This window comes from Glaciimonas soli (assembly GCF_009497155.1).
Classification (GTDB): Bacteria; Pseudomonadota; Gammaproteobacteria; order Burkholderiales; family Burkholderiaceae_D; genus Glaciimonas; species Glaciimonas soli.
Genome location: NZ_WINI01000007.1, coordinates 656,467 through 683,329 on the forward strand (window position 1 = coordinate 656,467; position 26,863 = coordinate 683,329).

A 26,863-nucleotide genomic window follows, 5' to 3' on the forward strand; every position below is an offset into this window, starting at 1 on the left:
AGGATGGGTGTCGCTGCACTCCACCCATTCTACGATTAGGTACTTCGTTAATCTTTCACCATAATTTCTGAGGCCTGAATTGGTTTAGTCACATTTTTCACGCCAGCTTTATTCGCCACCTTGCCATCCTGCTTTGCGACCGGTTTCGGCGCTACCGCAGCGTCCACTTTATCCAATAATTGCTGCGCTTCTTGCTTGTCGGCTGCCGATACTGTTTCCACATTATTTGGATCGAGTAACTGCACAAAAATTTCGTCTTTTTTGATCATTCCCAGCTCAGAGCGAGCGCGTTCTTCAATCGCACCAGTACCGTTTTTTAAGTCTTGTACTTCGGAGTTAAGCTTGGCATTGCGCAGGGCAAGTTCGTCATTTTTTTCATGTGCGGCATGCACTTGTTGTGTCATGTCCGCTACTTTGAGCCAGCCGCCCTTGCCCAGCCACAGTGGGTATTGAATCAAGATCAGCAGGGCAGCAAGACAAATAGCGATGAGGCGCATTAACTATCCAGATAGTGGTTTGAGATTAAACATCTTTCGGAACCGACTCTCAACAAACTGAGCCAACGATTTCGAAAAAAGTCTATTTTAAGTAAGATTTACGTATTATTCTGAAATTGCTACCATCCTTCCCGCAAACGCGGGAAGGATGGTAGCAATTTTTCAAAGCTATTATTTCGCATTACTTACAAGCCATGATACAAAAAATCCGGCCAACGATTAAAAAATAATCACTGACCGGATTCTTACATATTACTTATTTTGCGTACAAGCTTGATTACTTCAGATTATAAAAAGCGGCACGACCAGGATAGCTGGCGATATCGCCTAAATCTTCTTCGATACGCAGCAACTGATTGTACTTAGCCATACGATCCGAACGCGACAACGAACCCGTTTTGATCTGCAGCGCATTCATACCAACAGCGATATCAGCGATGGTCGAATCTTCTGTTTCACCCGAACGATGTGAAATCACTGCAGTGTAACCAGCGCGCTTAGCCATTTCAATTGCGGCAAAAGTTTCAGTCAAAGTACCGATCTGATTAATCTTGATCAGAATCGAATTGGCGATGTTCTTTTGAATGCCCTCTTTCAAAATTTTGGTGTTGGTCACGAACAAATCGTCACCGACCAATTGGATTTTTTTCGACAATGTTTCAGTCAATAACTTCCAACCATCCCAATCGTTTTCAGCCATACCGTCTTCGATGCTGATGATAGGATATTTGTCGCACCATGATGCCAACAAACCAGTGAATTGCGCACCGGTTAAGGTCATGTTCTCACCCGCCAGAACGTAGTTGCCGTCTTTGTAGAACTCGCTCGCTGCGCAATCCAAGCCCAATGCGATTTGCGTACCTGGCTCATAGCCAGCCGCTTCAATCGCTTGAATGATCAGTTTCAACGCTTCTTCGTGGCTGGAGAGTGATGGGGCAAAACCGCCTTCATCTCCAACCGACGTTGCCAAACCTTTGTCGTGTAAAATTTTCTTCAGCGCGTGGAACACTTCAGCGCCGTAACGCAACGCTTCGCGAAAGCTAGGAGCGCCAACCGGGATGATCATGAATTCCTGGATATCCAGGTTGTTGTCAGCATGCTCACCACCGTTGATGACGTTCATCATTGGTACTGGCATTTGCATTGCGCCGCTACCGCCGAAATAACGATACAACGGCAAGCCAGCTTCTTCTGCAGCAGCTTTGGCAACTGCCATCGATACTGCCAGCATTGCATTCGCGCCTAAACGGCTTTTGTTTTCTGTGCCATCAAGATCGATCAATGTGCGATCCAGAAATGCTTGTTCGTTCGCATCCAGGCCCATAATGGCTTCGGAGATTTCTGTATTGATATATTCGCAAGCGGTCAATACGCCTTTGCCGCCGTAACGTTTTTTATCACCGTCACGTAGTTCAATCGCTTCGCGAGAACCGGTCGATGCGCCTGATGGTACCGATGCACGTCCCATGACGCCAGATTCAAGCAACACATCGCACTCTACTGTTGGATTGCCGCGTGAATCGATAATTTCACGTCCTATGATGTCAACAATTGCACTCATTTATTTCTATCTCCGTAGTGATGACGAATAAAACCAAACTAAAATTTATGATCACACTCTATCCCGCATGCGGGACAAAGAGAAAACAATCTCATTGCAGCAATAATGTACGCGAATAAAACAGCAAAGCCATCATTGCAAAATGATGGCTGGCATATGGCTATTACTTGAAATTACTTTCCAAAAATCCGTTCTTTTTGACCACGCGATCCAAATCTATCATAGTCGACAACAATTCCTTCATCCGTCCCAACGGCACCGCATTAGGGCCATCAGACATCGCTTCAGCCGGATTTGGATGTGTTTCCATAAACACACCAGCAATCCCTACTGCAATTGCCGCACGTGCCAACACCGGAACGAATTCACGCTGACCGCCAGAAGTGCTACCTTGACCACCTGGCAATTGCACTGAATGTGTGGCGTCGAACACTACCGGGCAACCGGTTTCGCGCATGATGGCGAGTGATCGCATGTCGGAAACCAAATTGTTATAACCAAACGAAGCACCACGCTCACATGCCATAAAGTTATCTTCTGGCAGACCTGCAGCCTTCGCTGCAGCACGCGCTTTAGCAATCACGTTAGTCATATCATGCGGGGCTAAAAACTGCCCTTTTTTGATGTTGACCGGACGGCCGGATTGCGCGCAAGCGTTAATGAAATCCGTTTGACGACAAAGAAACGCAGGCGTCTGCAGCACATCAACCACACTGGAAACCGGTGCAATTTCATCGATTTCATGAATATCGGTCAACACCGGTACACCGATGGTTTTTTTGACGTCAGCCAGAATATCCAACCCCATTTCCATGCCTAAGCCACGGAAAGAGCTACCGGATGAGCGGTTGGCTTTATCAAAAGACGACTTATAAATGAAGTTAATACCCAAAGCGCTGGTAATTTCCTTCAATTGACCAGCGGTGTCCAATGCCATTTGGCGTGATTCAATCACGCAAGGACCGGCGATCAAGAAAAATGGATGTTCTAAACCGATATCAAAGCCGCAAAGTTTCATGGTTGTGCTCCTCTTATGCTGCTTTTTTAACAGTCGCTTGCTGATGCGCTAGCGCTGCTTTGATAAACGAAATAAACAACGGATGACCATCGCGTGGCGTTGATTTAAATTCTGGATGGTATTGCACGCCAACGTACCAAGGATGTGCATTAACGCCAGTACGTGGCAATTCCATAATTTCGCACAAATCTTCGGTCGGAGTCCGCGCCGACACCACTAAACCAGCAGCTTCGATACGATCCAGATAATGGTTATTCGCTTCATAACGATGACGGTGACGTTCGGTCACTGTCGCGCCATAAATTTCCGATGCCAGGGTTGCCGGTTTAATAGCGCAAGTCTGCGCACCAAGGCGCATGGTGCCACCCAAGTCAGAATTGGTATCACGCGTTTGCACCTTGCCGTCGTGGTTTTCCCATTCGGTGATCAAAGCAACGACTGGCTGTTCGGTTTGCTCGTCAAACTCGGTTGAATTGGCATGCGTCAAGCCGGCTTTATTACGTGCATATTCCAGCAATGCTACTTGCATACCTAAGCAAATGCCCAGATAAGGCGTTTTGCTTTCACGCGCATATTGGGCAGCCATAATCTTGCCTTCAACGCCACGTTTACCAAAACCGCCTGGTACCAGAATCGCATCGTATTTAGCCAATTCAGCTGTGCCGTTGATTTCAATTTCTTCTGAGTCCAGATATTCGATATTGACACGACAATCGGTATGAATGCCTGCATGACGCAAGGCTTCAGTCAACGATTTATAAGATTCAGTAAGATCAACATATTTACCCACCATACCGATAGTGACTTCATGCTTAGGATTTTCCAAAGCATGTACTAACTTGGTCCACATGCTCAAGTCAGCTGGCTTAGGTGATATGGCCAATTTTTCGCAAATAATCTTGTCCAAGCCTTGATCGTGCAACATTTGCGGGATTTTATAGATGGTATCTGCATCCCACACCGAAATTACGGCGTCGCTTTGTATATTAGAGAACAACGAAATTTTTGCGCGTTCATCTTCTGGAATCGGGCGATCAGCACGGCATAATAAAGCGTCAGGCAAGATACCGATTTCGCGTAATTTTTGTACACTGTGCTGTGTAGGTTTGGTTTTTAACTCGCCAGCAGCAACCAGATACGGAACCAATGTCAGATGTACAAAAGCAGCCGCGTTACGGCCGGCACGCAAACTTAATTGGCGCGCAGCTTCCAGAAATGGTAACGATTCGATATCACCAACCGTGCCACCAATTTCTACCAGCGCGACGTCGTAACCTTCGGCGCCGCGATAGATGTACTCTTGAATTTCGTTGGTAATGTGTGGAATAACTTGCACGGTCTTGCCAAGATATTCACCACGGCGCTCTTTACGAATCACAGATTCGTAAACTTGCCCAGTGGTAAAGTTATTGGCTTTTTTCATGCGCGTCGAAATAAAACGCTCATAGTGGCCGAGATCAAGATCAGTTTCAGCGCCATCATCGGTCACGAACACTTCGCCATGTTGCAGCGGGCTCATGGTACCGGGATCGACGTTAATATACGGATCAAGTTTAAGAAGGGTGACTTTCAGGCCGCGCGATTCAAGGATCGCAGCGAGGGAGGCGGCAGCAATTCCTTTACCCAAGGAAGAGACAACACCGCCAGTAACGAATACAAATTTGGTCATTGCAGATAGGTGCCGAACGGCACATGCGGGAAATTCGAATTATACATCAAGAACGGTACATGACACCGCACAGCAGTGCGTAATTCTGTTGAAAAGTCGCCGACGTAATAGGAGCAGGGGGCATGCAGTGTATTTTATAAAGATCATGCCCGCCTTCATTGCAGCCGATAACATCTTTCTTTGACCGAATGCTCGCAAGAGCAAAAAAATACGCTACCCATCGTAAACACTACTTACATAACATCAGCACAATAAGTGATCGCCCAGCACAAGTTGCGATAATAATTTATCATCATGGCACATCGTAGCAATCCCCCCTCCCATTTTCCCCCGAAAAAAAACAGCATGAGCAATCTTTTCAGCGACCTTGAAGGCGACGACGGCATTCCTGGCGCGCAACGACGTTTGGCGATTATCGTCATGGTTTTGGGTACCTCCATGACAGTGTTGGATGGCTCCATTGTCAATGTCGCCTTACCGATGATTGCACGCGATTTGCAAGTTGATCCTTCGGCGGCAGTCTGGATTGCCAATGCCTATATGCTGGCCGGTGCGATGACCATCGTGGCTTTTGCATCTCTGGGCGAAATTATTGGTTTCCGGCGTTTGTATATTGGTGGTTTTGCGCTGTTTACGGTGACATCGCTGGGTTGTGCACTGTCGCCTAACCTGATGACACTGAACATTTTCCGCTTCTTTCAAGGCTTGGGTGCCGCCGCAGCAATGTGTATCGGGCCGGCGCTGTATCGCACTATCTTTCCAACCCGATTGCTGGGGGCTGCGCTGGGTGTGAATGCTACTGTGGTCGCGTCTTCTCTTGCTGCCGGACCGGCCATTGGTGGCGCTATATTGGCTGTGGCTGATTGGCCATGGCTGTTTGCAGTGAATGTGCCAATTGGCATTTTTACCTTGATTTTGGCGCGCAAGGCCTTGCCGCATGATCGTGGTCGTGGCGGCAAATTCGACGTGATGGGGGCACTGTTGTCGGCGACAGCCATGGCTGCCATCATTTTTGCCATCGACGGCATATCTGATCAGCACAATAGGGAAAAAGAATGGGCTTTTGTCGGTATCGCGCTGATCGCCACCCTGCTTTTCATCTGGCGTCAGCAACGTGCCGCGGCGCCTTTGCTGCCCTTAGATATTTTTCATTCCAAACGTTTTTCGATGTCAGTCATCACCTCGTTATGCTCTTTCACTGGGCAAGGTATTGCCTTTATCGCTTTGCCATTCTTGTTTCAAGGCGCTTACGGTTTCAGCCCTTTGATGTCGGCTGCATTATTCACGCCATGGCCGGTTGCCATAGCCATCGTTGCACCGATTGCCGGGCGCATGGCCGACCGCCACCCGGCAGCAATATTGTCGACCAGCGGTTTGGCCGTATACGCCATAGGTTTGGCACTTCTCGCCTGTCTTGGCGATCATGCTTCGGTCACTGATATTTTGTGGCGCGCTTTTATTTGCGGAATTGGCTTTGGCTTCTTCCAAAGCCCAAACAACCGTGAAATGCTAAGCAGCGCACCTCGCAACCGCAGCGGCACAGCTTCTGGCGTGCTGGCAATTATCCGCACTTTTGGCCAATCGATGGGAGCATCATTAGTGGCGATTTTATTAGCATTTGCTGGCGTTAGTCATGCCGCAAATAGTGCTGCGGCGATTGATGCCAGCGCAGTGCATATCGCGCTATGGGTGGCTGCAGGCGTGGCGTTGTTGGCGACAATAGTGAGTGGGCTACGGATACAACGACAAAAGAGTTAGGCCTAGAAAAGTTGTTTTCCATCAGTCGCCATATAACGTATTTCAGCACCGCCAGAGCTGTTGCTTTTGACGTTGATTTTGAATTTCGCATTGGACGTTGCCAAATGTGACGACTGTCATTCGGGAATTATAGGAAGACATGTTTGAGCCGCAGGCGAGTTGGTCTTTCCTCCCGAATGCTAGCCGTAATTTGGGGATCACTCGTCAAAGACGAGTGACGGCTTTGGCAGGAGCAGTGCTCCTGCCCTTCTTTTGCTTACTTTTCTTGGCGAAGCAAGAAAAGTAAGCAGCTGTCGGGCTACCCCCGACACAGTAGCCACTACGGAGTGATGCTCCAATCAAGATCACTTATCTGAATAGCAATAAAACTAGATATATCCAATAAAAATATCACCGCCCAATCGCATGCAAAAACTCAACCCGCGCCTGCGCATTATGCTCAAATTCACCAACGTAACACTGAGTGACAACCCGCTCATCTCCACGTCGATTCTCACCCATCAATAGACACAACTGCTCCGCCTCAATCAGACAAGCCGCACCACGTGCCTCTCCGTGCGTCATCAAAATATTAGCAATATCATTAGTCATCCACTCTTGATAAGTGTAACGATGACCGATTGCATCAATCATGCGGGCAATCCGGCCAAATCCATGCAAACGCCCGCCAGGTAAATAAGCCACATGCGCCACACCACGAAACGGCAACAAATGATGCGGGCAAACCCCATGTACTGCCATACTCCGTATCACCACCATATCGCGACGGGTATCTTCAAAACCGGTGCCAAGCGCCTCTGCAGGATCAACCTCATAACCGTCAAGCAACCGCGTTTGCCACAACTCACGCACCCGTTGTGCCGTCTTTCCGGTATGCGCCGGATCGATTTCCAAGCCGCTGGCCTCAAGCATATTGGTGACTGCGTTCTCGAACGCTATAGCGTCAAATGGGCGCACACGCCGGATACCGATTTGCGCTGATTCAGAATTGCAATGCTGGTGATCATGATCCGTCGAGGACATACCTTATTCCTTAGATGTGGCACGATTTTTCATGCCGGTTATTTCATGCCGATTACATAATAGGTTAACCGATTATTGAATCACTACCCAAATTACTACCGGAGTTTAGGTTTGCAGTTGTCAAAAGAGTTCAGGGAATCTGACAGATTTGTCAGTTTCAAGACAGCAAGCCGTCCCCGATGGAGGACTACAGTATGGAGGTAAAATTTACTCTCCTATTGTCCATGACATCCTCCAAATCTCCCCCTTTGCTTAATCTTCGGCTGACGGCTGTCGCCGCCGCTGTTTCAGTAATTTCATTATTAGCGGGCTGCGCAGTTGGGCCGGACTATGCGCGACCAAAAATGGACATGCCAACGGCATTTAAAGAAACCGGCCTCAAGGAAAACCAATCGTGGAAAACTGCGACGCCACAACAGATTAATGCCGATCACCGTTGGTGGGAAATTTACGGCGACAGCACACTCAACAATTTGATTGAACAAGCGAATCAGGCTAACCAGAGCATTCAACTGGCTGAAGCACAGTATCGCCAGGCACAGGCGGTAGCGAATGAAGCACGCGCTGGTTTGTGGCCGACACTGGGTGTAAACGCTGGGGCCGGACGAGCACTTACTAATTCTAACGGCATTAAGCTAGGCAATTACTACGACATTGCGGCTAATGCAAGCTGGGAGCCCGATATCTGGGGTGGCGTCAGACGTGCCGTTGAGTCCGGCCAGGCAGGTAGCCAAGCCAGTGCAGCTGATTTAGCCGCAGCGCGCTTGAGCATTCAAACCACGCTGGCCCAAGATTATTTGCAACTGCGGATTACTGACCAGCTAAAACAACTTTACGCAGACACCATCACTGCCTATACCCGCTCGCTAAAACTGACGCAATCTCAATACAACGCAGGTGTCGCTCTGCGTTCCGATGTGGCGCAAGCAGAAACGCAATTGAAATCGACAGAAGCGCAAGCCATCGATCTGGATGCCCAACGCCGTCAATTGGAACATGCGATTGCCATCCTGGTAGGTAAAACACCGGCAGCGTTTTCCATACCCGCAGAAGCATCGGCAGATACCGCAACTTTACAACTGGCCGCGCATTTACCCGCCATCCCAACCGGCTTGCCTTCTGAACTGCTGGAGCGTCGCCCCGATGTCGCTGCTGCAGAACGCCGTGTAGCACTTGCCAATGCCAATGTCGGCGTTGCCAAAGCAGCGTTTTTCCCATCGCTGATGCTAAACGTCAGCGGCGGTTTTGATGCTGGCAGTTTGGCGCAATGGTTTGCCGTACCTAGTCGCGTCTGGTCGCTCGGCCCTGCCCTGGCACAAACCATTTTCGATGGCGGTCTGCGGCGCGCGCAAAGTGCGCAAGCCATTGCTGCTTATGATGCTTCGGTCGCGCAATACAAACAAACCGTGCTGAGCAGTTTCCAGGATGTAGAAGATAACCTGGCGTTGTTGCATGTTCTCGATCAGGAAACTACGGTGCAAGATCAGGCGGTCACGGCAGCACAATTATCTGAACGACTGGCGCTGGCGCAATACAACGCCGGCACCAGTCTCTATTTGAATGTCGCTACTGCGCAAGCGCTTTCATTAAGCAATCAACGCACTGCAGTGCAATTACGCGGCCGCCAACTGGTGGCTAGTGTGGCGTTGGTCAAAGCGATAGGCGGCGGTTGGGATGCCGCTGAGCTGGATAAAACACCCACAGTTAGCGCCGATAGTAAAAATAGCCAAACGACAGCAATTGCTCACTAAAACTGCAAACACATTTCCATTATGACTAACAATAATTCCACCTCATTGCCCCCACGTCGCTCGAATCTACTGATTAGCGCTGCCATCATCGTATTGATCGGCGCTGCTGTATGGGTTTATAAACATGAAACTGCAAGCGCTCCGGCGAAAACCCCGGATGCACCGGTAGAAATTACCAGCGTTTTAGTCAAACAACAGGATGTGCCGCGCTACCTCACTGGCGTCGGTACAGTCACCAGCAATGCCAGCGTCACCGTTAGAACCCGCATTGATGGACAACTCGACAAGGTTGGCTTCGTAGAAGGTCAAGATGTTAAAGCCGGACAATTGCTAGCGCAAATTGATCCACGCGCTTTACAAGCGCAACTGGCACAAGCCGAAGCGCAAAAGGCCAAAGATCAGGCTTCGTTGATGAACGCCAAAATTGATTTGCAGCGCTACATCTCACTACGTCAACAAGACGCAGCGACCCAACAAACATTAGATACACAAAAATCTCTGGTAGCACAATTGGATGCTGCCGTTAAAACCGACGATGCGCAAATTCAATATGCCAAAGTGCAGTTGGACTATACCCACATCACTGCGCCAATTAGTGGCCGCGTCGGTGCACGTCTGGTTGATCCGGGCAATATCGTGCATGCCGCCGACGCCAATGGTTTGGTCGTCATCAATCAAATCGATCCGATCGCCGTCGTGTTCACACTCCCGGAAGATAATTTCCAAGACATCAATAAAGCACTGCATGCATCATCACAACCACTGAGCGTTGGTGCTTTTGATCGTGATAGTAATGCTGCGTTAGCGACTGGCCAATTAGTGTTATTGAACAATCAAATCGACACCACCAACGGCACCGTGCAACTTAAAGCAAAATACCAAAACCCGACGCACGTACTGTGGCCGGGACAGTACGTCAATGCGCGCCTGCAATTGAGCGACTTGCCACAAGCACTGACGGTGCCTGCCGCAGTCGTCCAGCGTGGACAAGATGGCACATATGTCTATGTCGTTAACGCGGATAACACGGTCAAAGACCAAGCCGTCCATGTCGTTCAGATTCAAGATGGTATTGCTGCCATCGATCAGGGATTGAGCGCTGGTCAGCGTGTAGTATTAGACGGTCAATACAAATTGAAACCAGGCGCAACGATAGTTGAGCATGCAGATAACTCTGAACATGCTGTAGACCATTCAAAACTCACCGCCGATGACGCCGTAGTTAGTACAACTGCCAATCAAACAGCGACTGCTAACAAGGCTGTAAGCGGAGCGGCTAAATGAGTATTTCCGCAACCTTTATTAAACGTCCTATTGGTACGACCTTACTGGCGATAGCCATTATGGTGGTCGGTATCGCGGTTTGGCCGCTGTTACCGGTCGCACCTTTACCGCAAGTTGATTTCCCTACCATTCAAGTTTCTGCCAGTCTGCCGGGCGCAAGCCCTGAAACGATGGCATCGAATGTGGCGCAGCCATTGGAACGCCAGTTTTCACTGATTGCCGGCCTGTCGCAAATGACCTCGACCAGTACGCTGGGATCATCGCAAATCACTTTGCAATTTGATTTAAATCGCAATATTGATGCGGCCGCTTTGGATGTACAAGCTGCGATTAATGCTTCCAGCGGGCAGTTGCCAGCCAATCTGCCAAACCCGCCGACCTTCCGCAAAGTCAATCCTGCCGATGCGCCGATTTTAGTATTGGCAGTGCAATCGACGACATTGCCGCTGATTCAGGTCAATGACTATGCTGACAATATTCTGGCACAGCAAATTTCACAAATTGAAGGTGTCGGTTTAGTCTTTATCGGCGGCGCGCAAAAGCCGGCAGTACGGATCCAGGTCGATCCCACCAAGTTGACCGCATTCGGAATGAATCTGGAAGACATTCGCAATGTCATCGCCAATACCACTGTCAATCAACCGAAAGGCACGGTTGACGGTGATCACCAAAGCTTTACGGTTTACACCAACGATCAGTTACTGCACGCTGCTCCATGGAACGACATGATTTTGGCGTACAAAAATGGCGCTCCTGTCCGCGTACGCGACATCGGTGTCGCTATTGATGCACCAGAAAATGTCAAAGCCGCAGGTTGGGCATATGCAGGTAAAGCAGCACCGGCCGACAGTACCATTACCAATGGCCGCTCTATCGTGTTGGCGATCACCAAACAACCTGGTGCGAACGTAATTGAAACCGTGGATGCCATTAAAGCGGCATTGCCACGACTGCAAGCGGCGATCCCCTCTTCTGTGCGCGTCAACACCCTGATTGATCGTACGCAAACTATCCGCGCATCTGTCAAAGATGTGGAATTCACACTGATGCTCACCATCGCCTTGGTCGTATTAGTGATTTTTATGTTCTTGCGTAACATTCCTGCCACCTTGATACCAAGTGTGACGGTGCCGCTCGCATTAATGGGTACCGCTGCCGTCATGTATCTGGTCGGCTTCAGTCTCGACAATTTGTCGTTGATGGCACTGACGATTGCAGTTGGTTTCGTGGTCGATGATGCGATCGTCATGTTGGAAAACATTTATCGCTACATCGAAGAAGGTATGTCGCCGATGGATGCCGCCTACAAAGGCGCGGGTGAAATTGCGTTCACGATTGTCTCGATTTCGGTTTCACTGGTTGCAGTGTTTATTCCACTGTTGCTAATGGGCGGCATTGTTGGCCGACTGTTCCGGGAGTTTGCGATCACCGTCACCGTCACAATCGCTGTATCGGTCATCGTGTCGTTAACCTTGACACCAATGCTGTGTTCGCGTTTTTTACGGAATCACAACGAGGAAAAGCACGGCAAAATTGCGCAATTGTTTGAGCGCGGTTTCCAGGCTATGCTGGACGCCTATAAACGCGGATTACATGTCGTGTTGCGCCATCAATTTATTACACTTTGCACGTTCTTTGCCACCATGGCGATTACAGTCGTGTTGTTTGCCATCATTCCGAAAGGCTTCTTCCCGCAGCAAGATACAGGCTTCATTTTCGGCTTTGCCGAATCGGCCCAAGACTCTTCATTTGACTCAATGAAACAGCGGGTACTTCAACTTGCAGATGTGGTGCGCAAAGATAATGCGGTAGCAAGCTTCGGTGTCAGCGCTGGTCAAAACACCTATAACACAGCGAATTTTTTCATCGGCCTAAAGCCCAAAGATGAAGGTCGTAAAGCGAACGCCGATGAAGTCATTGCACGACTGCGGCCACAGCTGGAAAAAATTCAGGGTGTCAAATTATTCTTACAGGCCGGGCAAGATATTAACGTTGGCGGCCGTCTGGCGCGTACACAATATCAATACACCATCGTCGATTCTTCGTTAGATGAATTGGATGTATGGGCGCCGAAATTAATGGCACGCTTTAAGCAACTGCCTCAACTGACCGATGTCGCCTCGGATCAACAGAACGCTGCTGCAACTGCTACGCTGACGATAGATCGTGCCCGCGCTTCTAGCTTTGGCATTTCGCCAGCGCTAATTGATTCCACCATATACGACGCCATTGGACAGCGTCAGGTTGCGCAATACTTCACCCAGGTGAATAGTTATCACGTGGTGTTGGAAGTGACGCCGGAACTACAAAAAGATCCTGCGATTTTTGATAAGTTGTACGTCACTTCACCGTTGACCGGTCAGCAAATCCCGCTGTCGAGCTTTGTGAAAGTGGATACAACTAAAACAGGTTACCTATCGATTAGCCATCAAAGCCAGTTCCCTGCAGTGACAATCTCATTTAACCTCGCGCCGGGCGTTGCACTTGGCGAGGCGGTAACAGCAATCCAAAAAGCGCAAGAGGCAATGAATGTACCGCATACCTTAACTGGCACATTCCAGGGTTCGGCCAAAGCATTCGGCGATTCACTTTCTTCACAACCGTATTTGATCGCTGCAGCGTTGATCGCGGTGTATATCGTGCTGGGCTTGCTGTATGAAAGTTATATTCATCCGCTGACAATTTTATCGACCTTGCCATCGGCCGGTGTAGGAGCATTGCTGATCTTGATGGCTGGCGGTTATGATCTCAGCGTGATTGCACTGATCGGGATTATTTTATTGATCGGTATCGTCAAGAAAAATGGCATCATGATGGTGGATTTTGCGTTGACGGCTGAACGTGAAAAAGGCATGAGTCCGGAAGAGGCGATTTATCAGGCTTGCCTGTTACGCTTCCGCCCTATCATGATGACGACCATGTGTGCACTGTTGAGTGGATTGCCGTTGATGTTGAGCCACGGTTCTGGTTCGGAATTGCGTCGGCCACTCGGTTATGCGATGGTGGGTGGTTTGATACTGTCGCAGATGCTAACCTTGTTCACCACGCCAGTGGTCTATCTGTATTTGGATAGAGCGCATTTTTGGTACGAAAAACGCAAAGCAGCAAAACGCGCACGGAAAGCAGCGGCTAACCAGATGCATCAAACACCGCCCGCAATAGAATAGAAGTTAATATGAAAATCCTGATCGTCGAAGATGAGTTAAAGACCGCAGACTACCTTTACAAAGGTTTGTCCGAGCAAGGCTGCGTGGTCGATCTGGCACATAACGGCATCGACGGTCAGCATTTGGCGTTAGAACACGATTACGACGTGATTGTGCTTGACGTCATGTTGCCAGGTATCGATGGCTTTTCTGTTTTGCGCGCTTTACGTGCGGTCAAACATACGCCGGTTATTATGTTGACGGCACGTGATCGGGTTGAAGATCGGGTCAAAGGCTTGCATGACGGGGCCGACGACTACTTGATCAAACCCTTCTCTTTTCTTGAATTATTGGCGCGCCTGCAAGCTCTCACGCGCCGCGGTCGCACTCTGGAACCGACACAACTACACATCGGTGATTTGCATATAGATCTGCTTAGTCGTAAAGCATCGCGCGGCAATGGCGGTACAGGGGCACCAGTTACACGCATAGACCTCACTGCGAAAGAGTTTTCCTTATTGCTGGTATTAGCCAAACGCCAGGGAGAAATTTTGTCGAAAACGGCGATTGCTGAACTGGTCTGGGACATGAATTTTGATAGCAATACCAATGTGGTCGAAGTGGCGATCAAGCGTTTGCGCGCTAAAATAGATGGCCCGTTCAACGTCAAGTTGCTGCATACGATACGGGGCATGGGCTATGTGCTGGAACCGCGCTCAGAAGTGCAAGGCGATCAATCACTATGAAAATGTCATTCGGACGTTCCATCACGACCCGTCTGGTTGTAATGTTCGCCGTCGCCACGCTGTGCATATTTTCACTGATCGGCGCCTTGTTATATAACGTGGTGCACCGCGAACTTGAGCGCCATCAGCAAGAAGAATTGCATACGCTGTTTCAAGATATCCAATACATGCTGGAACATGTCGGCACGGTTGATCGATGGGTTAAAGTACAAGCAAAACTGGATGCTCTGACGCCGCTTGATGGAACTAAACGTTTTTGGATACTCGGTGATGATCCGCGTTTTCAGTACGGTCGCGGCCTGGCCGAAATTGATCAACTCAATCGCGACCGAAATGGCATAGGGGAGATTCAATTACGCAATCGCGCCTATCCATTACTGACCATGACAAAAACCATAGCGGCGTTTGAAGACAGGCAGCCAGTGCGCTTGATTGTTGCGATTGATACCGAACCCTATTTTCATACGATGCGTGCCTTCGTGATTGCTTTGGTCGCACTATCTTTGCTTGGCGTTTTATTAGTTATGCTGCTTGGTTATTGGATCACCAAAGCCGGCTTACGTCCCTTGAAGCAACTTTCCAACGAGGCACTGTCGCTCGGCCCCAGAGCGCTCTCACAGCGTTTGAACATAACACCGTTACCGAACGAATTATCGGCCCTGGTCACGGCGTTCAATGGCGCTTTGGAACGCATGGAAGGTGCCTATCAACAACTGGAGGCATTCAATGCGGATGTCGCCCATGAGCTGCGGACACCTCTTGCGAATCTGATCGGCACCACACAAGTTGCTTTATCGCGTGAACGTGGCGCAGCGCAGTTTCAAGAAGTATTGGAATCGAATCTGGAAGAGCTGGAACGCATGCGTTCAATTGTGAACGATATGTTGTTTCTGGCGCGGGCTGATCAAGGTGAACCGGCGACTGAATTAATCCGCACCTCGGTCGCACATCAAGTCAATAAAACGATAGAGTTTTTTGAGTTCGTCTTAGATGACAGTGCAATCACCGTCAGTCTAATTGGCGATCTCGATGTTGAAGCGCCGATTGAAACCGCCTTGTTCCGTCGCGCAATGAGTAATTTATTACAGAATGCTATTCAACATTCCAGTGCAAATGCGCAGATTGTGGTCCGCATCACTGCAAGCGATTCGCTCATCCAGATTGCTGTCAGCAACCCCGGTGAAGCGATTTCTGAAGCGCATTTGCAACGCTTGTTCGATCGCTTCTATCGCGTTGATATTGCGCGTCATGATCATGGAGAACTACATGGTTATGGGCTCGGTTTAGCCATTGTGAAGGCTGTCGCAAAAATGCACGGCGGCAGTGTATTTGCTACCTGTGAACATGGTTTGACGACGATAGGATTTAGTTTCAGATCGACACTGGCAGCATCGCCAACGTCAGTAACGACTTCCGTCTAGCGCGGTAGCTGAACAATTGATGACTCAGCCGAAATCGCCGTCTATTTAATTTGCATTGCCTCGTCTGCGAGTTTTCGCACCAGCCGCGCTAACTCAGAACGATCTTTGTCACTCCAGTCTGCCAGCGCCTCTTCAAGCACGCTGTTACGGGCCACACTGATCTGCACATCGACAATCTGGACAGAGACGCATGGCGTCGTTGACCAAAAGCGGAAGGTGGCCAATTGGGACTGTGTCCTTTACCAGGGACAAACACTTTTCAAATGACAGCAGAATGCCGCAGTAAGGAAGAGCCCGATCTGGTCGATGCAGAAAATCACTTCCTCAATGCTTACAAGTTAGCGCAAAGACAATTAATGCTGATATGCCCAGATGCTTACGTCGCGCTGATTGGGAATGCGGCAGACCACAAAATAGTTGAGCAATATTTCGCACACTGGCTTGGCATGCGAACGCACAATATGACTAATGAAACTGGATCGATTATTTAAGACCGCCTGTATGCGTAAAATTTGCATACGGGCACGTTTGAAAATGCGTTGCGGAAAAAGAAAGGGAAAATAAGAAGAGGCGAGCCTTGTCTGCGGCACTTGTGGGGAACAGCTGTGGCTGCTTCGTTCCCGACCTGACCAGATTCACCGTGCCACAATGCGCAGGGGCCCGCCGGTCGGTATTGTACCGCATCAGTGGTGTCACTGACCAGTACAAATACCGGTTTTGCATAATTTCAATTACAAACCCAATTCCTGCCAGATCTGATCGACACGTGCTTTGATTTCAGGCGTCATTTGTATTGTTGTGCCCCACTCCCTGCTTGTTTCGCCTGGCCATTTATTGGTTGCGTCAATCCCCATCTTGCTGCCCAAACCGCTTACCGGGGAAGCAAAATCGAGATAATCAATTGGCGTGTTATCAACCAAAGTGGTGTCGCGTAACGGATCGACCCGTGTCGTGATGGCCCAAATGACCTCTTTCCAATCGCGGATATTGACATCCTCATCAACTACAACGATGAACTTGGTATACATGAATTGACGCAAATAACTCCACACGCCAAACATGACTCGCTTGGCGTGACCAGCATAGGCCTTTTTAATTTGCACCACCGCCATCCGATAGCTGCAACCTTCTGGCGGCAAATAAAAATCGAGAATTTCCGAAAATTGCTTTTGCAGCAATGGAATGAAAACTTCATTCAACGCCACACCCAGCACCGCCGGCTCATCTGGCGGTTTGCCTGTATACGTAGAGTGATAAATCGGATCACGGCGCATGGTGATGCGGTCTATCGTAAAGACGGGGAAGTAATCTTGCTCGTTGTAATAGCCAGTATGATCGCCGTACGGGCCTTCCAATGCCATTTCGTAGCCGGACGGGTGATTTGCGTCTGGATAAATATGTCCTTCCAGCACAATTTCTGCCGAAGCCGGTACACGTAATTCGCTGCCAATAGCTTTCACTAATTCCGTGCGACTGCCGCGTAACAGACCCGCAAACTGGTATTCAGAAAGATTATCCGGCACCGGCGTCACCGCACCTAATATAGTTGCAGGATCTGCCCCCAACGCAACCGCAACCGGATAAGGCTTGCCGCCAGTGGCAAGCGCATGCTCGCGGAAATCGAGCGCGCCGCCACGATGCGCCAGCCAACGCATGATGACTTTATTACGCGATAAGACTTGTTGCCGATAAATACCGAGATTCTGGCGTTTTTTGTGTGGTCCCTTTGTGATAACCAAACCCCAGGTAATTAAGGGAGCAATATCGCCGGGCCAGCAATGCTGTATCGGCAATTTCGCGAGATCAACGTCATTCCCTTCCCACACAATTTCCTGGCATGGCGCTGAACGATGCTCTTTTGGCGCCATATCCCATAGCGACTTCACTAAAGAGCCCAATCCCATCAAATCTTTAAAGTCTTTCGGTGGCTCCGGCTCTTTTAGTCGTGCGAGCACATGACCAATCCGGCGTAATTCGCTGACATCATCAGCCCCCATGCCCAGCGCGACGCGACGCGGAGTGCCAAACAAATTCCCCAACACCGGTATGGTATGACCAACAGGTTTTTGAAATAGCAATGCCGGGCCTTCCGCGCGCAACGTGCGATCACATATTTCCGTCATTTCCAACACGGGCGATACCGGTAAGGAGATTTGCTTCAACTCCCCTAATTGTTCTAATTTGACAATAAAGTCGCGTAAATCTGTATATTTCATGTTGTCTTAATAACTATAGTTTTTGAAGGCTAAAATTTAAGCTTTTGCGGCAAGCGATTGATTTTATTGGATTTTATTTTTTACATGACAAATTATTTAGACATAAAAGTTATAGAAACAACGTTCTATAGTATTGACTGCGTATAATCACGCCCATACAATGCCCGTCGACTCTTGATGATGCTATGAGGAATTAAAGTCTGAATTTGCAGTTGTACTTACAGTTGCGTTTCCATTTTTTCTCAGCAATCAACATTCACGGGATGGGGATCCCACACAACATTTTAGGAGTGTTTTCAAAAGGCGTCTGCCTTCTTCCCCAAATTCTTGTTTGCTACTGATGGTCAATCTTTACCATCAGACTACAGCAAACTTCACGACGTTTTGCGTGTTTCTGGCTTGCAGCAATTTTTACTGTTATCTCTGCAAGCAGATTCGCAGTCAGCGCCAAACGATATTGATTTCGTTACATACCAAGCTAAGCGGCATGATTTTGCTATATTCCGTGCCCTGTATCAGTAGCCGCCGTGTGTAACGTAACGATACTGGAGGTTCAATGTTTTCACGTACGATCAAGGTGGGATCCGTTAGGGTCAAAGTCGGCGAAAGCCGAACGCCACTAGAAATAACAAAGCAATTAGCAAATTTGTCCGTAGATGCAGTTAAAGCGATTCCAGGCACCGTAGGCGGAATACTTGGCAATTATGGTAGCGCTGGCATGGTGGGCATGGTTGCCCTGATAGCCATCCTGCTGACGATTATCGGCGGCACTACCCTCGCAGTTAAACCGGAATTAACTGCGCAATTAAAAGCACTGCCTATTTTTGCGGATGCGCAATCCAACAAACAAGCTGCGATTACCCCGCAAGTTGTATTAGTTGATGATCCACAAACGACAGTTGCCACTGTTGCATCTGTAGCCCAAAATGCTGTGGCCAAGCCAGGCAATGCTGCTACTGATGTCAATAATAAGCTCAGTTTTGCAATAACACCGCCCGCAAAAACGAGCGACAGTGCTCAGCAACAAGTTACCAATTGGATTTCCAAGAAATATCGCGTTGCCGGTGATGCAAGCCATATGTTTGTCAGCACAGCTTACAAAACAGCAAAAGAAACCAAGCTAGATCCGCTGTTGATTCTGGCAGTAATGGCGATTGAATCTGGCTTTAATCCATTTGCTGAAAGCCCAGTCGGCGCCCAAGGCTTAATGCAAGTAATGTCCAAAGTGCACCATGACAAATTTGCAAAATTTGGTGGCGTACAAGCAGCCATGAATCCAACGGCAAATATCAAAGTCGGCTCGCAGATTTTGAAAGACTACGTTGTTCAGGGCGGCTCAATCGAAGCCGGCCTGAAACGGTATGTTGGTGCGGGAGCTTTTGCTACAGATGACGGTTATGGTTATCGTGTGCTGACTGAATATAAACGCTTGCAACAGGTTGCCACGGGAAAAAATATCTCGGCTAATGGTGGTGTGACACCAATCGCCACGACACCGAAGCCACAGCCGGCACAAATTGTTCAGCCAATTGCACAAATACCTGCAACAGTGGTGCCTGCGGAAGCGTCCGCACTACCAATAGAAATCAGCGATCAACACGTGGTGCGTCAGTCTAAATTGACGAATGATCAAGTGGCTGCGCTATAAATAGCTGGCATTAGTTGCAACAAAAAAAGGAGCCTAGGCTCCTTTTTTTATTTACTCCTCCGAAGAAGAGTAATTGCTTATATCAACCCTCACCCAGGTATGCTGCCTTAACCTTAGGATCATCCAGCATTGCCTTCGCATCGCCATTCATCGTCACTAAGCCGGAATCCATCACATAACCGCGATGTGCGGCTTGCAGTGCCAATTTAGCGTTCTGCTCAACCAGCAAGATAGTGATGCCTTGCGCAGACACGGTACGGATAACCTCAAAGATCTTTTCGACCATAATAGGTGACAACCCCATCGAAGGCTCATCGAGCAACAACAGTTTCGGATGACTCATCAAAGCACGTGCCATCGCCAACATTTGCTGCTCACCACCGGACAGCGTTCCCGCCATCTGTGCAGCGCGCTCTTTCAAACGTGGAAAAACGCTGAACCATTTGTCGACGTCCGCCGCAATACCAGCTTTGTCATCACGCACATAGGCACCCATCAATAAGTTCTCATAGATGCTCATACGCGTAAAGACACCGCGTCCTTCCGGTACCATGGCCAATTTAGTCTTGACCAGATCAAACGAATGGCTGCCTTTAATCGCCTTGCCCAGATAATGTATGTGGCCATCCACTTTACAATTTGGCAAAGTGCCAGTAATTGCTTTAAGCGTGGTGGTTTTACCGGCGCCGTTGGCACCAATCAAGGTAACCAGCTCGCCTTCATTCACTTCAAGATCAATTCCTTTAACCGCTTGAATACCACCGTAAGCGACTTTAAGACCTTCAATTTTTAGAACATTAGTAAGTGCGTTCGCAGCCATCAGTGACCACCTCCCAAATAAGCTTCAATCACGGCTGGATTTTTTTGTATATCTGCAGGCAAACCCTCCGCAATCGGTTTGCCGTAATCCAGCACCGTCATGCGATCGCATAGACCCATCATCAATTTGACGTCATGTTCAATCAACAAGATGGTTTTGCCTTCGTTTTTAATTTTGACCAATAATTCACGCAAGGCCAGCTTTTCAGTTGCATTCATACCGGCTGCTGGCTCATCCAATGCCAGCAATTGTGGCTCTGTCGCTAACGCTCGGGCAATTTCCAGGCGACGTTGATCGCCGTAGGACAAATGGCGCGCCGTGCGGTCAGCGAAACGTTTGATACCAACAAAATCCAGCAGAGCCATCGAGCGCTCACGAATACCAGCTTCTTCACGACGGGCAGCCGGATGCCGGAAAACCGCACCAAACACGCCTTGATGGCTACGTACGTGACAACCGACCATGACGTTTTCGAGCGCCGTCATTTCGCCAAACAGACGAATATTCTGGAAAGTCCGGGCAATACCGGCTTTCGCCACCATATGCGGCGCTGAAGGGGAATACGGTTTACCGGCCAATTCAAACGAGCCTGTATCCGGTTGATATAAACCAGTGATCACGTTAAAGAAGGTGGTTTTACCTGCACCGTTAGGACCGATCAGACCATAAATCTGCCCCTTCAAGATCTTGATATTCACCTCAGACAACGCCTGCAACCCGCCAAAACGCTTGTTAACGCCGGAGATACTAAGAATAATTTGTTCACTCATCTTCATCTCTCCTTAAGCCGCGACAACATCGCTGGATTTTGCCGGTTTATCGACATCGGGATCAGGTCTGTCCTCATGCTTAGGTGCTGGCCACAAGCCGGATGGACGCATCAGCATAATCACTACCATCGCCAAACCGTACAGCAATTGACGCAATACTTCGGCGTCGACAAACACTTTGCCGAATAACGCCATCTGCACCGGCTCCACTGTGTGGCGCAATACTTCCGGTAAAGCGGACAACAAGATCGCGCCCAATACCACGCCAGGAATATGACCAATACCACCCAACACTACCATTGCAAGCACGGCAATTGATTCGGTTAAAGAGAACGATTCTGGCGAAACAAAACCCTGGAACGACGCAAACATCGCACCAGCAACACCAGCGAACGAAGCACCCATCGCGAACGCCAGCAGTTTGACGTTACGTGTATTGATACCCATCGCTTTAGCGGCAATTTCATCTTCCCGGATGGCGACCCAGGCACGACCCAAGCGTGAATGCTGCAAACGTGCGGTAATAAAAATAATCGCGATGCACAGGACTAAGAACAAGAAGTAATAGGCATTCACCGAAGGCATTCCCCAATTACCGAGATAGACGGTTGCATTGGAGCCGCGTTCACCAGCGAGAGAAACACCGAAAATACGAATCGGGTCGATCAAGTTAATCCCTTGAGGGCCATTGGTGATATTGACTGGTGCGTTCAGGTTGTTCATGAAAATCCGGATGATTTCACCAAAACCCAAGGTCACAATTGCCAGATAATCGCCACGCAACTTCAACGTTGGCGCACCCAGAATGACACCAAACAAGGCTGCCAGACCCGCTCCCAATGGGACGATGAACCATATCGATAAGTGAATCCCATTCTGAACAATTTCCGGGCCGTAAACTCTGACCAAAAAATCACCTACAACAGGATAAGTATTGACGAAAGATTCCAATACCGAAGCAAACTGTGGCGACGCCAACAAACCTGTCATATAGGCGCCAATCGCATAAAACGCGATGTAACCCAAATCCAACAAACCTGCAAAACCCACCACAATATTCAAACCTAGCGCCAGCATGATATAGAGCAGCGCGAAGTCCATGATACGCACCCAGGAATTGCCGAAATTCTGGGCAATAAATGGGAACGCAATGAATAACACCATCAAGATGGCCAAACTACTGTACGTTTTGCCGGGATTCTTTTTTGCATCAAAATAACTAGACATATATTCTCCTCAGTTTCTCTTCATCTGCTTATTTGTCAGCATTAAGCCCGATCGGCCACACGCTCACCCATGATGCCGGATGGTCGCAAGGTCAACACAATGATCAACACGATAAAAGCGAAAATGTCTTGATAATTACTACCGAGGAAATTGCCGGTGAGATCACCGATATAACCCGCTCCCAGACTTTCGATCAAGCCAAGCAAAATACCGCCTAGCATCGCACCATAAATATTACCGATACCGCCTAGCACCGCCGCAGAGAAGGCTTTCAACCCGGGCACAAAACCCATTGCAAATTGAGCGGAAGAGTAATTCGCCCCCCACATTACGCCAGCGACGGCAGCCAAAGCAGCGCCAATGGCAAAGGTCATCACAATCACTTTATTGGAATCAACCCCCATCAAACCAGCCACACGCGGGTTTTCCGCAGTTGCACGCATCGCACGCCCCATCTTGGTGCGTTCAACCAGCCACACCAGTGCTGCCATCGCCATTGTTGCCAAAGCCAGCAACATGATCTGTGTAGGTGAAATCAAAGCGCCCATGATATGCACCGGATCCGATGGCATAACTTGCGGCACCGGTAATGGGCTACGCCCCCAAATGATCATGGCAAAGGTTTGCAGCAAAATGGAAACGCCAATCGCCGTAATCAGCGGCGCCAGACGCGGCGCATTACGCAGCGGCCGATAAGCAACCCGTTCAATAATCAAACTGACGATGACGCACACTGGAATGGCACCACCAATAGCAATCATCAACTGGACGATGCCAGGCAGATCTGGAGCCACCTTCTGCACGAAGTTGAGGATAGTTAAACCCACCATCGCACCTATCATCAGAATGTCGCCATGGGCAAAGTTAATCAGATTCAAAACGCCATACACCATGGTGTAACCCAGCGCGATCAAGGCGTACATGCTTCCCAGCACTAAGCCATTAATGATTTGTTGGATAAACGTATCCATAATTTCCTTCTTCTTAATGTGAATCAAGCCGAACTGAACATTCGACGATGATATAACCCAATCAGTACCACAGTATTACAGAGCAAAAATCGTTCCCTCTATACCTTACATGCATAGATTAGCTTGAGCAAAATCGCAAATAAAATTTCTATTGCTCCTCACTTAAGCAAAAAAGGGCATCCAGAAATGCTCCTGGTATGCCCTTGGACTTCATATCTGCTTATCTAATCTGCACAATCTGGGAGTCGAGCGACATCATCGCTATGAACATAGGCTGAGGTTGCAACGGGATACATATAACTGGCGTACGCATGATTGTCTCCTACGAAGTTTCTAATGGTTTTAATGGATTTATTATCCACTTTAGTGAGTTAGCATCATTTTTTAGTTGCTTAATTTGCATAACGCAACTCTTTTGATGTTCGCCGTCATCATAACGAGGATAAGCAAAAACTATCGACGGAAAACGGTGCTCTAGCCAGAATTTTATTCCGTTCGCTTTCTCCGTTCGCTTAATATGCGCCGAATACATCTAACGGGCAACATGCCGAGCACTAAAAACCATTATGAATTATGAAAGATGAGGTACGCGCGCCAATCCTTTCGGCATAGGGAAAGTCACATTTTCTTCAACACCCTCTAATGGACGCACACTTTTTGCGCCATATTCCTTGAGTTTGTCGATAACTGCCTGGACCAAAACCTCCGGTGCTGAAGCACCAGCAGTGACGCCAATCCGCGGTTTATCTTGCAACCAGGCTGGATCAATTTCTCCGGCATTGTCGACCATATAAGCATGCGTGCCCATCTTCTCTGCCACTTCGCGCAGGCGATTGGAGTTAGAGCTGTTCGGACTTCCCACGACAATAACGACGTCGACTTGTGGCGCCATAAACTTGACCGCTTGCTGACGATTGGTCGTTGCATAACAGATATCACCTTTTTTTGGCTCGGTAATCTGCGGGAATTTTTGCTTCAAGGCTGCAATCACATCAGCAGTATCATCGACCGACAGTGTGGTCTGCGATACGTAGGACAACAATTCCGGATCCGTCACCTGCAATTTTTCGACATCAGCGACCGTTTCGACCAGATACATACCCAGCTCTGTTTGCCCCATAGTGCCCTCGACTTCAGGATGACCTTCATGTCCTATCATGATAATTTCGCGTCCTTCGCGACGCATCTTGGCGACTTCCATGTGCACTTTGGTTACCAATGGGCAAGTTGCATCAAACACCTTCAGACCGCGCATTTCAGCTTCAGCCTGTACCGCCTTTGATACGCCATGCGCCGAGAAAATGACCGTATTCCCTGCTGGAACATCTGCCAGCTCTTCAATAAAAACCGCACCTTTTTCACGCAAGTCCGCAACAACATAAGCGTTGTGCACAATCTCATGACGTACATAAATCGGCGCACCAAACTCTTGTAACGCTCGCTCAACAATTTCAATTGCCCGGTCAACACCTGCACAAAAGCCGCGTGGTTGCGCTAATAAAATTTCTTTATCCATGATGATATTCCGCTGTTTATATAAGTGGTGCCAAATAATCGATTAGAAAAATACCACCATCATCCTCACGAACGCACGGATGACGAGGTCGTGCGCCAAAGATAGTTTGACCTTACTTAATCAAAAACTTAAATCGCTCGTTAAGAGTCAAAATAACTTACAAAATTCCGATAATCTTTACTTCGAACTGCACCTGCTGACCTGCCAGCGGATGATTAAAGTCGAACAATGCGCCTTGCTCGTCAATTTCGCGTACTACCCCCGCAAATTGACCGCCACCAGGTGCGGCGAACTCCACCAGATCACCAACGCGGTACTCCTCGCCCAACTGCGAATTTTGTCTCAATGTAGTACGAGAAACGCGTTGCAGCAGCTCAGGATTACGTGGGCCAAAAGCTTGCTCTGGCGGCAGTTCAAATGTGGTGTGAGTACCTTCTGGCAAACCGAGTAGACAAGCCTCTAAGAAAGGTGCCAGTTGCCCCATACCAAATTGCAACGTTGCAGGCGACTCTTTAAAGGTACTGATGATGTCATCACCGGCTTGTGAGGCTAAACGGTAATGCAAAGTCAAATAGGATGCTTCGGTAACGACGGGAACAGTTGAATTAGACATGGAAAAATAAAAAAGATCAGCTAAATGCCGGAACCCATCATTGTAAGCCACCTTCTACCCTAAGGCTGTCATAGCTGCATTTAAGGCCGGTGATTTACATTGATTTCGTCGCCTAAATAACAAATAAACAAGAAAGAAAGCATGGCAATTACTGATTGGCCCGTCGAGCAACGTCCTCGTGAACGCCTGATACGCTTGGGCCCAGAAGCCCTTTCTGACGCCGAATTGCTAGCTGTTTTTTTACGTGTCGGCGTTGCCGGGAAAAGCGCGGTCGATCTCGCGCGTGACATGACCGATCATTTTGGCTCTCTCAATCGCTTGTTCAGTGCATCACTAAACGATTTTTCAGCCATTAATGGCTTGGGACTGGCCAAATTTGCGCAATTGCAGGCAGTCTTGGAATTGACTCGGCGCGCCTTGGCGGAAAAGCTACGTATAGGCGATCACCTGAACTCCCCCCAGATAGTCACGCAATATTTGCAATTACTATTGGGAAATAAATCTTACGAATCTTTTACCGTACTATTTTTAGATGTCAAAAATCACGTGATTTCAACCAGTGAATTATTTCGTGGGACTTTGGCGCATACCAGCGTCTATCCGCGTGAGATAGTCAAATCGGCACTATCGCACAATGCTGCCAGTGTTATTTTGGCGCATAATCACCCTACCGGCATAGCCAAACCCAGCGCTGCGGACCATCATTTAACCAGCATGCTTAAACAGAGCTTATCTATGGTCGATGTGCGCGTGTTGGATCATTTTATTGTTGCTGGCAACACTGTGTACTCCTTCTCTGAACATGGCGATTTGTGAAGCAGCGATGTAAATCTTAAATTGTTAAATTTAAAAATCCAACAAGACACAATTGTTTTTCACAAGTCATTGAATATTCTCAGTTTTTTATATATACTCACGTTTTTTCCAATTTCGGAAATCTATTCAGGAGTAAAACATGGCACGTGTCTGTCAAGTCACCGGGAAAGGGCCGATGGTCGGCAACAATGTTTCCCATGCAAACAACAAGACAAAACGTCGCTTTTTGCCTAATCTGCAAAATCGTCGCATTTTTGTTGAGTCAGAAAACCGCTGGGTCTCCCTGCGCCTTTCCAACGCTGGTTTGCGCGTTATCGATAAAGTAGGCATTGATGCCGTACTAGTCGACATGCGTGCTCGCGGCGAAAAAGTCTAAATTAAGAGGAGCCCAT

At 48.6% G+C, this 26,863-nt stretch carries 23 protein-coding genes and 1 other RNA gene; 10 read left to right on the top strand and 14 right to left on the bottom strand.

Annotated elements, in window-relative coordinates; translation table 11 throughout:
- Positions 1–47 precede the first annotated feature (47 nt).
- The 4 genes from ftsB to GEV47_RS15165 all read right to left on the bottom strand — a co-directional run bounded on the left by ftsB (position 48) and on the right by GEV47_RS15165 (position 4,745).
- Complete coding sequence (gene ftsB, locus GEV47_RS15150) at positions 48–497, bottom strand: cell division protein FtsB (RefSeq protein ID WP_153235571.1); 450 nt, start codon at positions 495–497, stop codon at positions 48–50.
- Between the two features lie 277 nt (positions 498–774).
- Positions 775–2,058, bottom strand: coding sequence for a phosphopyruvate hydratase (eno, locus tag GEV47_RS15155; RefSeq protein ID WP_153235572.1), 1,284 nt, complete (start codon positions 2,056–2,058; stop codon positions 775–777).
- A 163-nt stretch (positions 2,059–2,221) separates the two neighbouring features.
- Entirely contained in the window at positions 2,222–3,076 is an 855-nt protein-coding gene (kdsA, locus tag GEV47_RS15160) for a 3-deoxy-8-phosphooctulonate synthase (RefSeq protein WP_153235573.1), read from the bottom strand.
- Between the two features lie 13 nt (positions 3,077–3,089).
- Positions 3,090–4,745 carry a CTP synthase gene (locus GEV47_RS15165; RefSeq protein WP_153235574.1) on the bottom strand — a complete coding sequence of 552 codons (1,656 nt, stop codon included), beginning with the start codon at positions 4,743–4,745 and terminating at the stop codon, positions 3,090–3,092.
- Between the two features lie 345 nt (positions 4,746–5,090).
- Between GEV47_RS15165 and GEV47_RS15170 the strand changes: the two genes are divergently transcribed.
- The gene (locus GEV47_RS15170; protein WP_153235575.1) at positions 5,091–6,503 is read left to right on the top strand and encodes an MFS transporter; all 1,413 of its coding nucleotides are present in this window, start codon (positions 5,091–5,093) and stop codon (positions 6,501–6,503) included.
- A 390-nt stretch (positions 6,504–6,893) separates the two neighbouring features.
- On the opposite strand, the gene folE is transcribed toward GEV47_RS15170, so the two are convergent.
- Entirely contained in the window at positions 6,894–7,526 is a 633-nt protein-coding gene (gene folE / locus GEV47_RS15175) for a GTP cyclohydrolase I FolE (RefSeq protein ID WP_153235576.1), read from the bottom strand.
- A 224-nt stretch (positions 7,527–7,750) separates the two neighbouring features.
- Here folE and GEV47_RS15180 point away from each other — a divergent pair, with 224 nt between their 5' ends.
- Genes GEV47_RS15180 through GEV47_RS15200 form a run of 5 tightly spaced genes read left to right on the top strand, consistent with a single transcriptional unit; the run spans position 7,751 to position 15,874 of the window.
- Positions 7,751–9,277 (top strand): efflux transporter outer membrane subunit, encoded by a 1,527-nt coding sequence (locus GEV47_RS15180; RefSeq protein WP_153235577.1) that lies wholly within the window; start codon positions 7,751–7,753, stop codon positions 9,275–9,277.
- Positions 9,278–9,298: 21 nt separating this feature from the next.
- Positions 9,299–10,561 carry an efflux RND transporter periplasmic adaptor subunit gene (locus tag GEV47_RS15185; protein WP_194270675.1) on the top strand — a complete coding sequence of 421 codons (1,263 nt, stop codon included), beginning with the start codon at positions 9,299–9,301 and terminating at the stop codon, positions 10,559–10,561.
- Positions 10,558–13,728, top strand: coding sequence for an efflux RND transporter permease subunit (locus GEV47_RS15190; protein ID WP_153235578.1), 3,171 nt, complete (start codon positions 10,558–10,560; stop codon positions 13,726–13,728). Before GEV47_RS15185 ends, GEV47_RS15190 begins: the two co-directional genes overlap by 4 nt.
- Positions 13,729–13,736: 8 nt before the next feature.
- Positions 13,737–14,453, top strand: a complete 717-nt coding sequence (locus GEV47_RS15195) for a heavy metal response regulator transcription factor (RefSeq protein WP_153235579.1) — start codon at positions 13,737–13,739, stop codon at positions 14,451–14,453.
- Positions 14,450–15,874 (top strand): heavy metal sensor histidine kinase, encoded by a 1,425-nt coding sequence (locus GEV47_RS15200; RefSeq protein WP_153235580.1) that lies wholly within the window; start codon positions 14,450–14,452, stop codon positions 15,872–15,874. The genes GEV47_RS15195 and GEV47_RS15200 overlap by 4 nt, the downstream gene beginning before the upstream one ends.
- Positions 15,875–15,915: 41 nt before the next feature.
- On the opposite strand, the gene GEV47_RS15205 is transcribed toward GEV47_RS15200, so the two are convergent.
- Positions 15,916–16,098, bottom strand: coding sequence for a hypothetical protein (locus tag GEV47_RS15205; RefSeq protein WP_153235581.1), 183 nt, complete (start codon positions 16,096–16,098; stop codon positions 15,916–15,918).
- A gap of 39 nt (positions 16,099–16,137) precedes the next feature.
- Between GEV47_RS15205 and GEV47_RS15210 the strand changes: the two genes are divergently transcribed.
- Entirely contained in the window at positions 16,138–16,365 is a 228-nt protein-coding gene (locus GEV47_RS15210; RefSeq protein WP_153235582.1) for a hypothetical protein, read from the top strand.
- Positions 16,366–16,440: 75 nt separating this feature from the next.
- Here the strand turns inward: GEV47_RS15210 and ffs are convergent.
- Both ffs and ubiD read right to left on the bottom strand, forming a co-directional pair.
- Positions 16,441–16,539: signal recognition particle sRNA small type (gene ffs / locus GEV47_RS15215), an RNA gene on the bottom strand.
- Between the two features lie 66 nt (positions 16,540–16,605).
- Positions 16,606–18,090, bottom strand: a complete 1,485-nt coding sequence (ubiD, locus tag GEV47_RS15220; protein ID WP_153235583.1) for a 4-hydroxy-3-polyprenylbenzoate decarboxylase — start codon at positions 18,088–18,090, stop codon at positions 16,606–16,608.
- Between the two features lie 556 nt (positions 18,091–18,646).
- Here ubiD and GEV47_RS15225 point away from each other — a divergent pair.
- Entirely contained in the window at positions 18,647–19,738 is a 1,092-nt protein-coding gene (locus GEV47_RS15225; RefSeq protein WP_228124719.1) for a lytic transglycosylase domain-containing protein, read from the top strand.
- A gap of 82 nt (positions 19,739–19,820) precedes the next feature.
- Here GEV47_RS15225 and GEV47_RS15230 read toward each other — a convergent pair whose 3' ends face one another.
- The 6 genes from GEV47_RS15230 to GEV47_RS15255 form a co-directional block, all read right to left on the bottom strand.
- Complete coding sequence (locus GEV47_RS15230; protein ID WP_153235584.1) at positions 19,821–20,558, bottom strand: ABC transporter ATP-binding protein; 738 nt, start codon at positions 20,556–20,558, stop codon at positions 19,821–19,823.
- The gene (locus GEV47_RS15235; protein WP_153235585.1) at positions 20,558–21,328 is read right to left on the bottom strand and encodes an ABC transporter ATP-binding protein; all 771 of its coding nucleotides are present in this window, start codon (positions 21,326–21,328) and stop codon (positions 20,558–20,560) included. The genes GEV47_RS15230 and GEV47_RS15235 overlap by 1 nt, the downstream gene beginning before the upstream one ends.
- Positions 21,329–21,340: 12 nt before the next feature.
- Positions 21,341–22,555, bottom strand: coding sequence for an ABC transporter permease subunit (locus GEV47_RS15240; RefSeq protein WP_153235586.1), 1,215 nt, complete (start codon positions 22,553–22,555; stop codon positions 21,341–21,343).
- Between the two features lie 41 nt (positions 22,556–22,596).
- Positions 22,597–23,526, bottom strand: coding sequence for a branched-chain amino acid ABC transporter permease (locus GEV47_RS15245; RefSeq protein ID WP_153235587.1), 930 nt, complete (start codon positions 23,524–23,526; stop codon positions 22,597–22,599).
- Positions 23,527–24,097: 571 nt separating this feature from the next.
- Entirely contained in the window at positions 24,098–25,042 is a 945-nt protein-coding gene (ispH, locus tag GEV47_RS15250) for a 4-hydroxy-3-methylbut-2-enyl diphosphate reductase (RefSeq protein WP_153235588.1), read from the bottom strand.
- Between the two features lie 157 nt (positions 25,043–25,199).
- Entirely contained in the window at positions 25,200–25,655 is a 456-nt protein-coding gene (locus GEV47_RS15255) for an FKBP-type peptidyl-prolyl cis-trans isomerase (RefSeq protein ID WP_153235589.1), read from the bottom strand.
- 141 nt (positions 25,656–25,796) lie between these two features.
- Here GEV47_RS15255 and radC point away from each other — a divergent pair, with 141 nt between their 5' ends.
- Both radC and rpmB read left to right on the top strand, forming a co-directional pair.
- Positions 25,797–26,471, top strand: a complete 675-nt coding sequence (gene radC, locus GEV47_RS15260; RefSeq protein WP_153235590.1) for a RadC family protein — start codon at positions 25,797–25,799, stop codon at positions 26,469–26,471.
- Between the two features lie 139 nt (positions 26,472–26,610).
- Positions 26,611–26,847, top strand: coding sequence for a 50S ribosomal protein L28 (rpmB, locus tag GEV47_RS15265; RefSeq protein ID WP_054264245.1), 237 nt, complete (start codon positions 26,611–26,613; stop codon positions 26,845–26,847).
- The last annotated feature ends 16 nt before the right edge of the window (positions 26,848–26,863 follow it).

What these genes read in the sequence shown, in the direction of transcription:
- GEV47_RS15225 (WP_228124719.1), top strand. Translation starts at nt 18,647, where the DNA reads ATGTTTTCACGTACGATCAAGGTGGGATCCGTTAGGGTCAAAGTCGGC.
- kdsA (WP_153235573.1), bottom strand. Translation starts at nt 3,076, where the DNA reads ATGAAACTTTGCGGCTTTGATATCGGTTTAGAACATCCATTTTTCTTG.
- folE (WP_153235576.1), bottom strand. Translation starts at nt 7,526, where the DNA reads ATGTCCTCGACGGATCATGATCACCAGCATTGCAATTCTGAATCAGCG.
- GEV47_RS15210 (WP_153235582.1), top strand. Translation starts at nt 16,138, where the DNA reads ATGACAGCAGAATGCCGCAGTAAGGAAGAGCCCGATCTGGTCGATGCA.
- GEV47_RS15165 (WP_153235574.1), bottom strand. Translation starts at nt 4,745, where the DNA reads ATGACCAAATTTGTATTCGTTACTGGCGGTGTTGTCTCTTCCTTGGGT.
- GEV47_RS15255 (WP_153235589.1), bottom strand. Translation starts at nt 25,655, where the DNA reads ATGTCTAATTCAACTGTTCCCGTCGTTACCGAAGCATCCTATTTGACT.
- rpmB (WP_054264245.1), top strand. Translation starts at nt 26,611, where the DNA reads ATGGCACGTGTCTGTCAAGTCACCGGGAAAGGGCCGATGGTCGGCAAC.
- GEV47_RS15170 (WP_153235575.1), top strand. Translation starts at nt 5,091, where the DNA reads ATGAGCAATCTTTTCAGCGACCTTGAAGGCGACGACGGCATTCCTGGC.
- GEV47_RS15235 (WP_153235585.1), bottom strand. Translation starts at nt 21,328, where the DNA reads ATGAGTGAACAAATTATTCTTAGTATCTCCGGCGTTAACAAGCGTTTT.
- radC (WP_153235590.1), top strand. Translation starts at nt 25,797, where the DNA reads ATGGCAATTACTGATTGGCCCGTCGAGCAACGTCCTCGTGAACGCCTG.
- ftsB (WP_153235571.1), bottom strand. Translation starts at nt 497, where the DNA reads ATGCGCCTCATCGCTATTTGTCTTGCTGCCCTGCTGATCTTGATTCAA.
- GEV47_RS15240 (WP_153235586.1), bottom strand. Translation starts at nt 22,555, where the DNA reads ATGTCTAGTTATTTTGATGCAAAAAAGAATCCCGGCAAAACGTACAGT.
- ubiD (WP_153235583.1), bottom strand. Translation starts at nt 18,090, where the DNA reads ATGAAATATACAGATTTACGCGACTTTATTGTCAAATTAGAACAATTA.
- GEV47_RS15200 (WP_153235580.1), top strand. Translation starts at nt 14,450, where the DNA reads ATGAAAATGTCATTCGGACGTTCCATCACGACCCGTCTGGTTGTAATG.
- GEV47_RS15190 (WP_153235578.1), top strand. Translation starts at nt 10,558, where the DNA reads ATGAGTATTTCCGCAACCTTTATTAAACGTCCTATTGGTACGACCTTA.
- GEV47_RS15180 (WP_153235577.1), top strand. Translation starts at nt 7,751, where the DNA reads ATGACATCCTCCAAATCTCCCCCTTTGCTTAATCTTCGGCTGACGGCT.
- GEV47_RS15195 (WP_153235579.1), top strand. Translation starts at nt 13,737, where the DNA reads ATGAAAATCCTGATCGTCGAAGATGAGTTAAAGACCGCAGACTACCTT.
- GEV47_RS15185 (WP_194270675.1), top strand. Translation starts at nt 9,299, where the DNA reads ATGACTAACAATAATTCCACCTCATTGCCCCCACGTCGCTCGAATCTA.
- ispH (WP_153235588.1), bottom strand. Translation starts at nt 25,042, where the DNA reads ATGGATAAAGAAATTTTATTAGCGCAACCACGCGGCTTTTGTGCAGGT.
- GEV47_RS15230 (WP_153235584.1), bottom strand. Translation starts at nt 20,558, where the DNA reads ATGGCTGCGAACGCACTTACTAATGTTCTAAAAATTGAAGGTCTTAAA.
- GEV47_RS15245 (WP_153235587.1), bottom strand. Translation starts at nt 23,526, where the DNA reads ATGGATACGTTTATCCAACAAATCATTAATGGCTTAGTGCTGGGAAGC.
- eno (WP_153235572.1), bottom strand. Translation starts at nt 2,058, where the DNA reads ATGAGTGCAATTGTTGACATCATAGGACGTGAAATTATCGATTCACGC.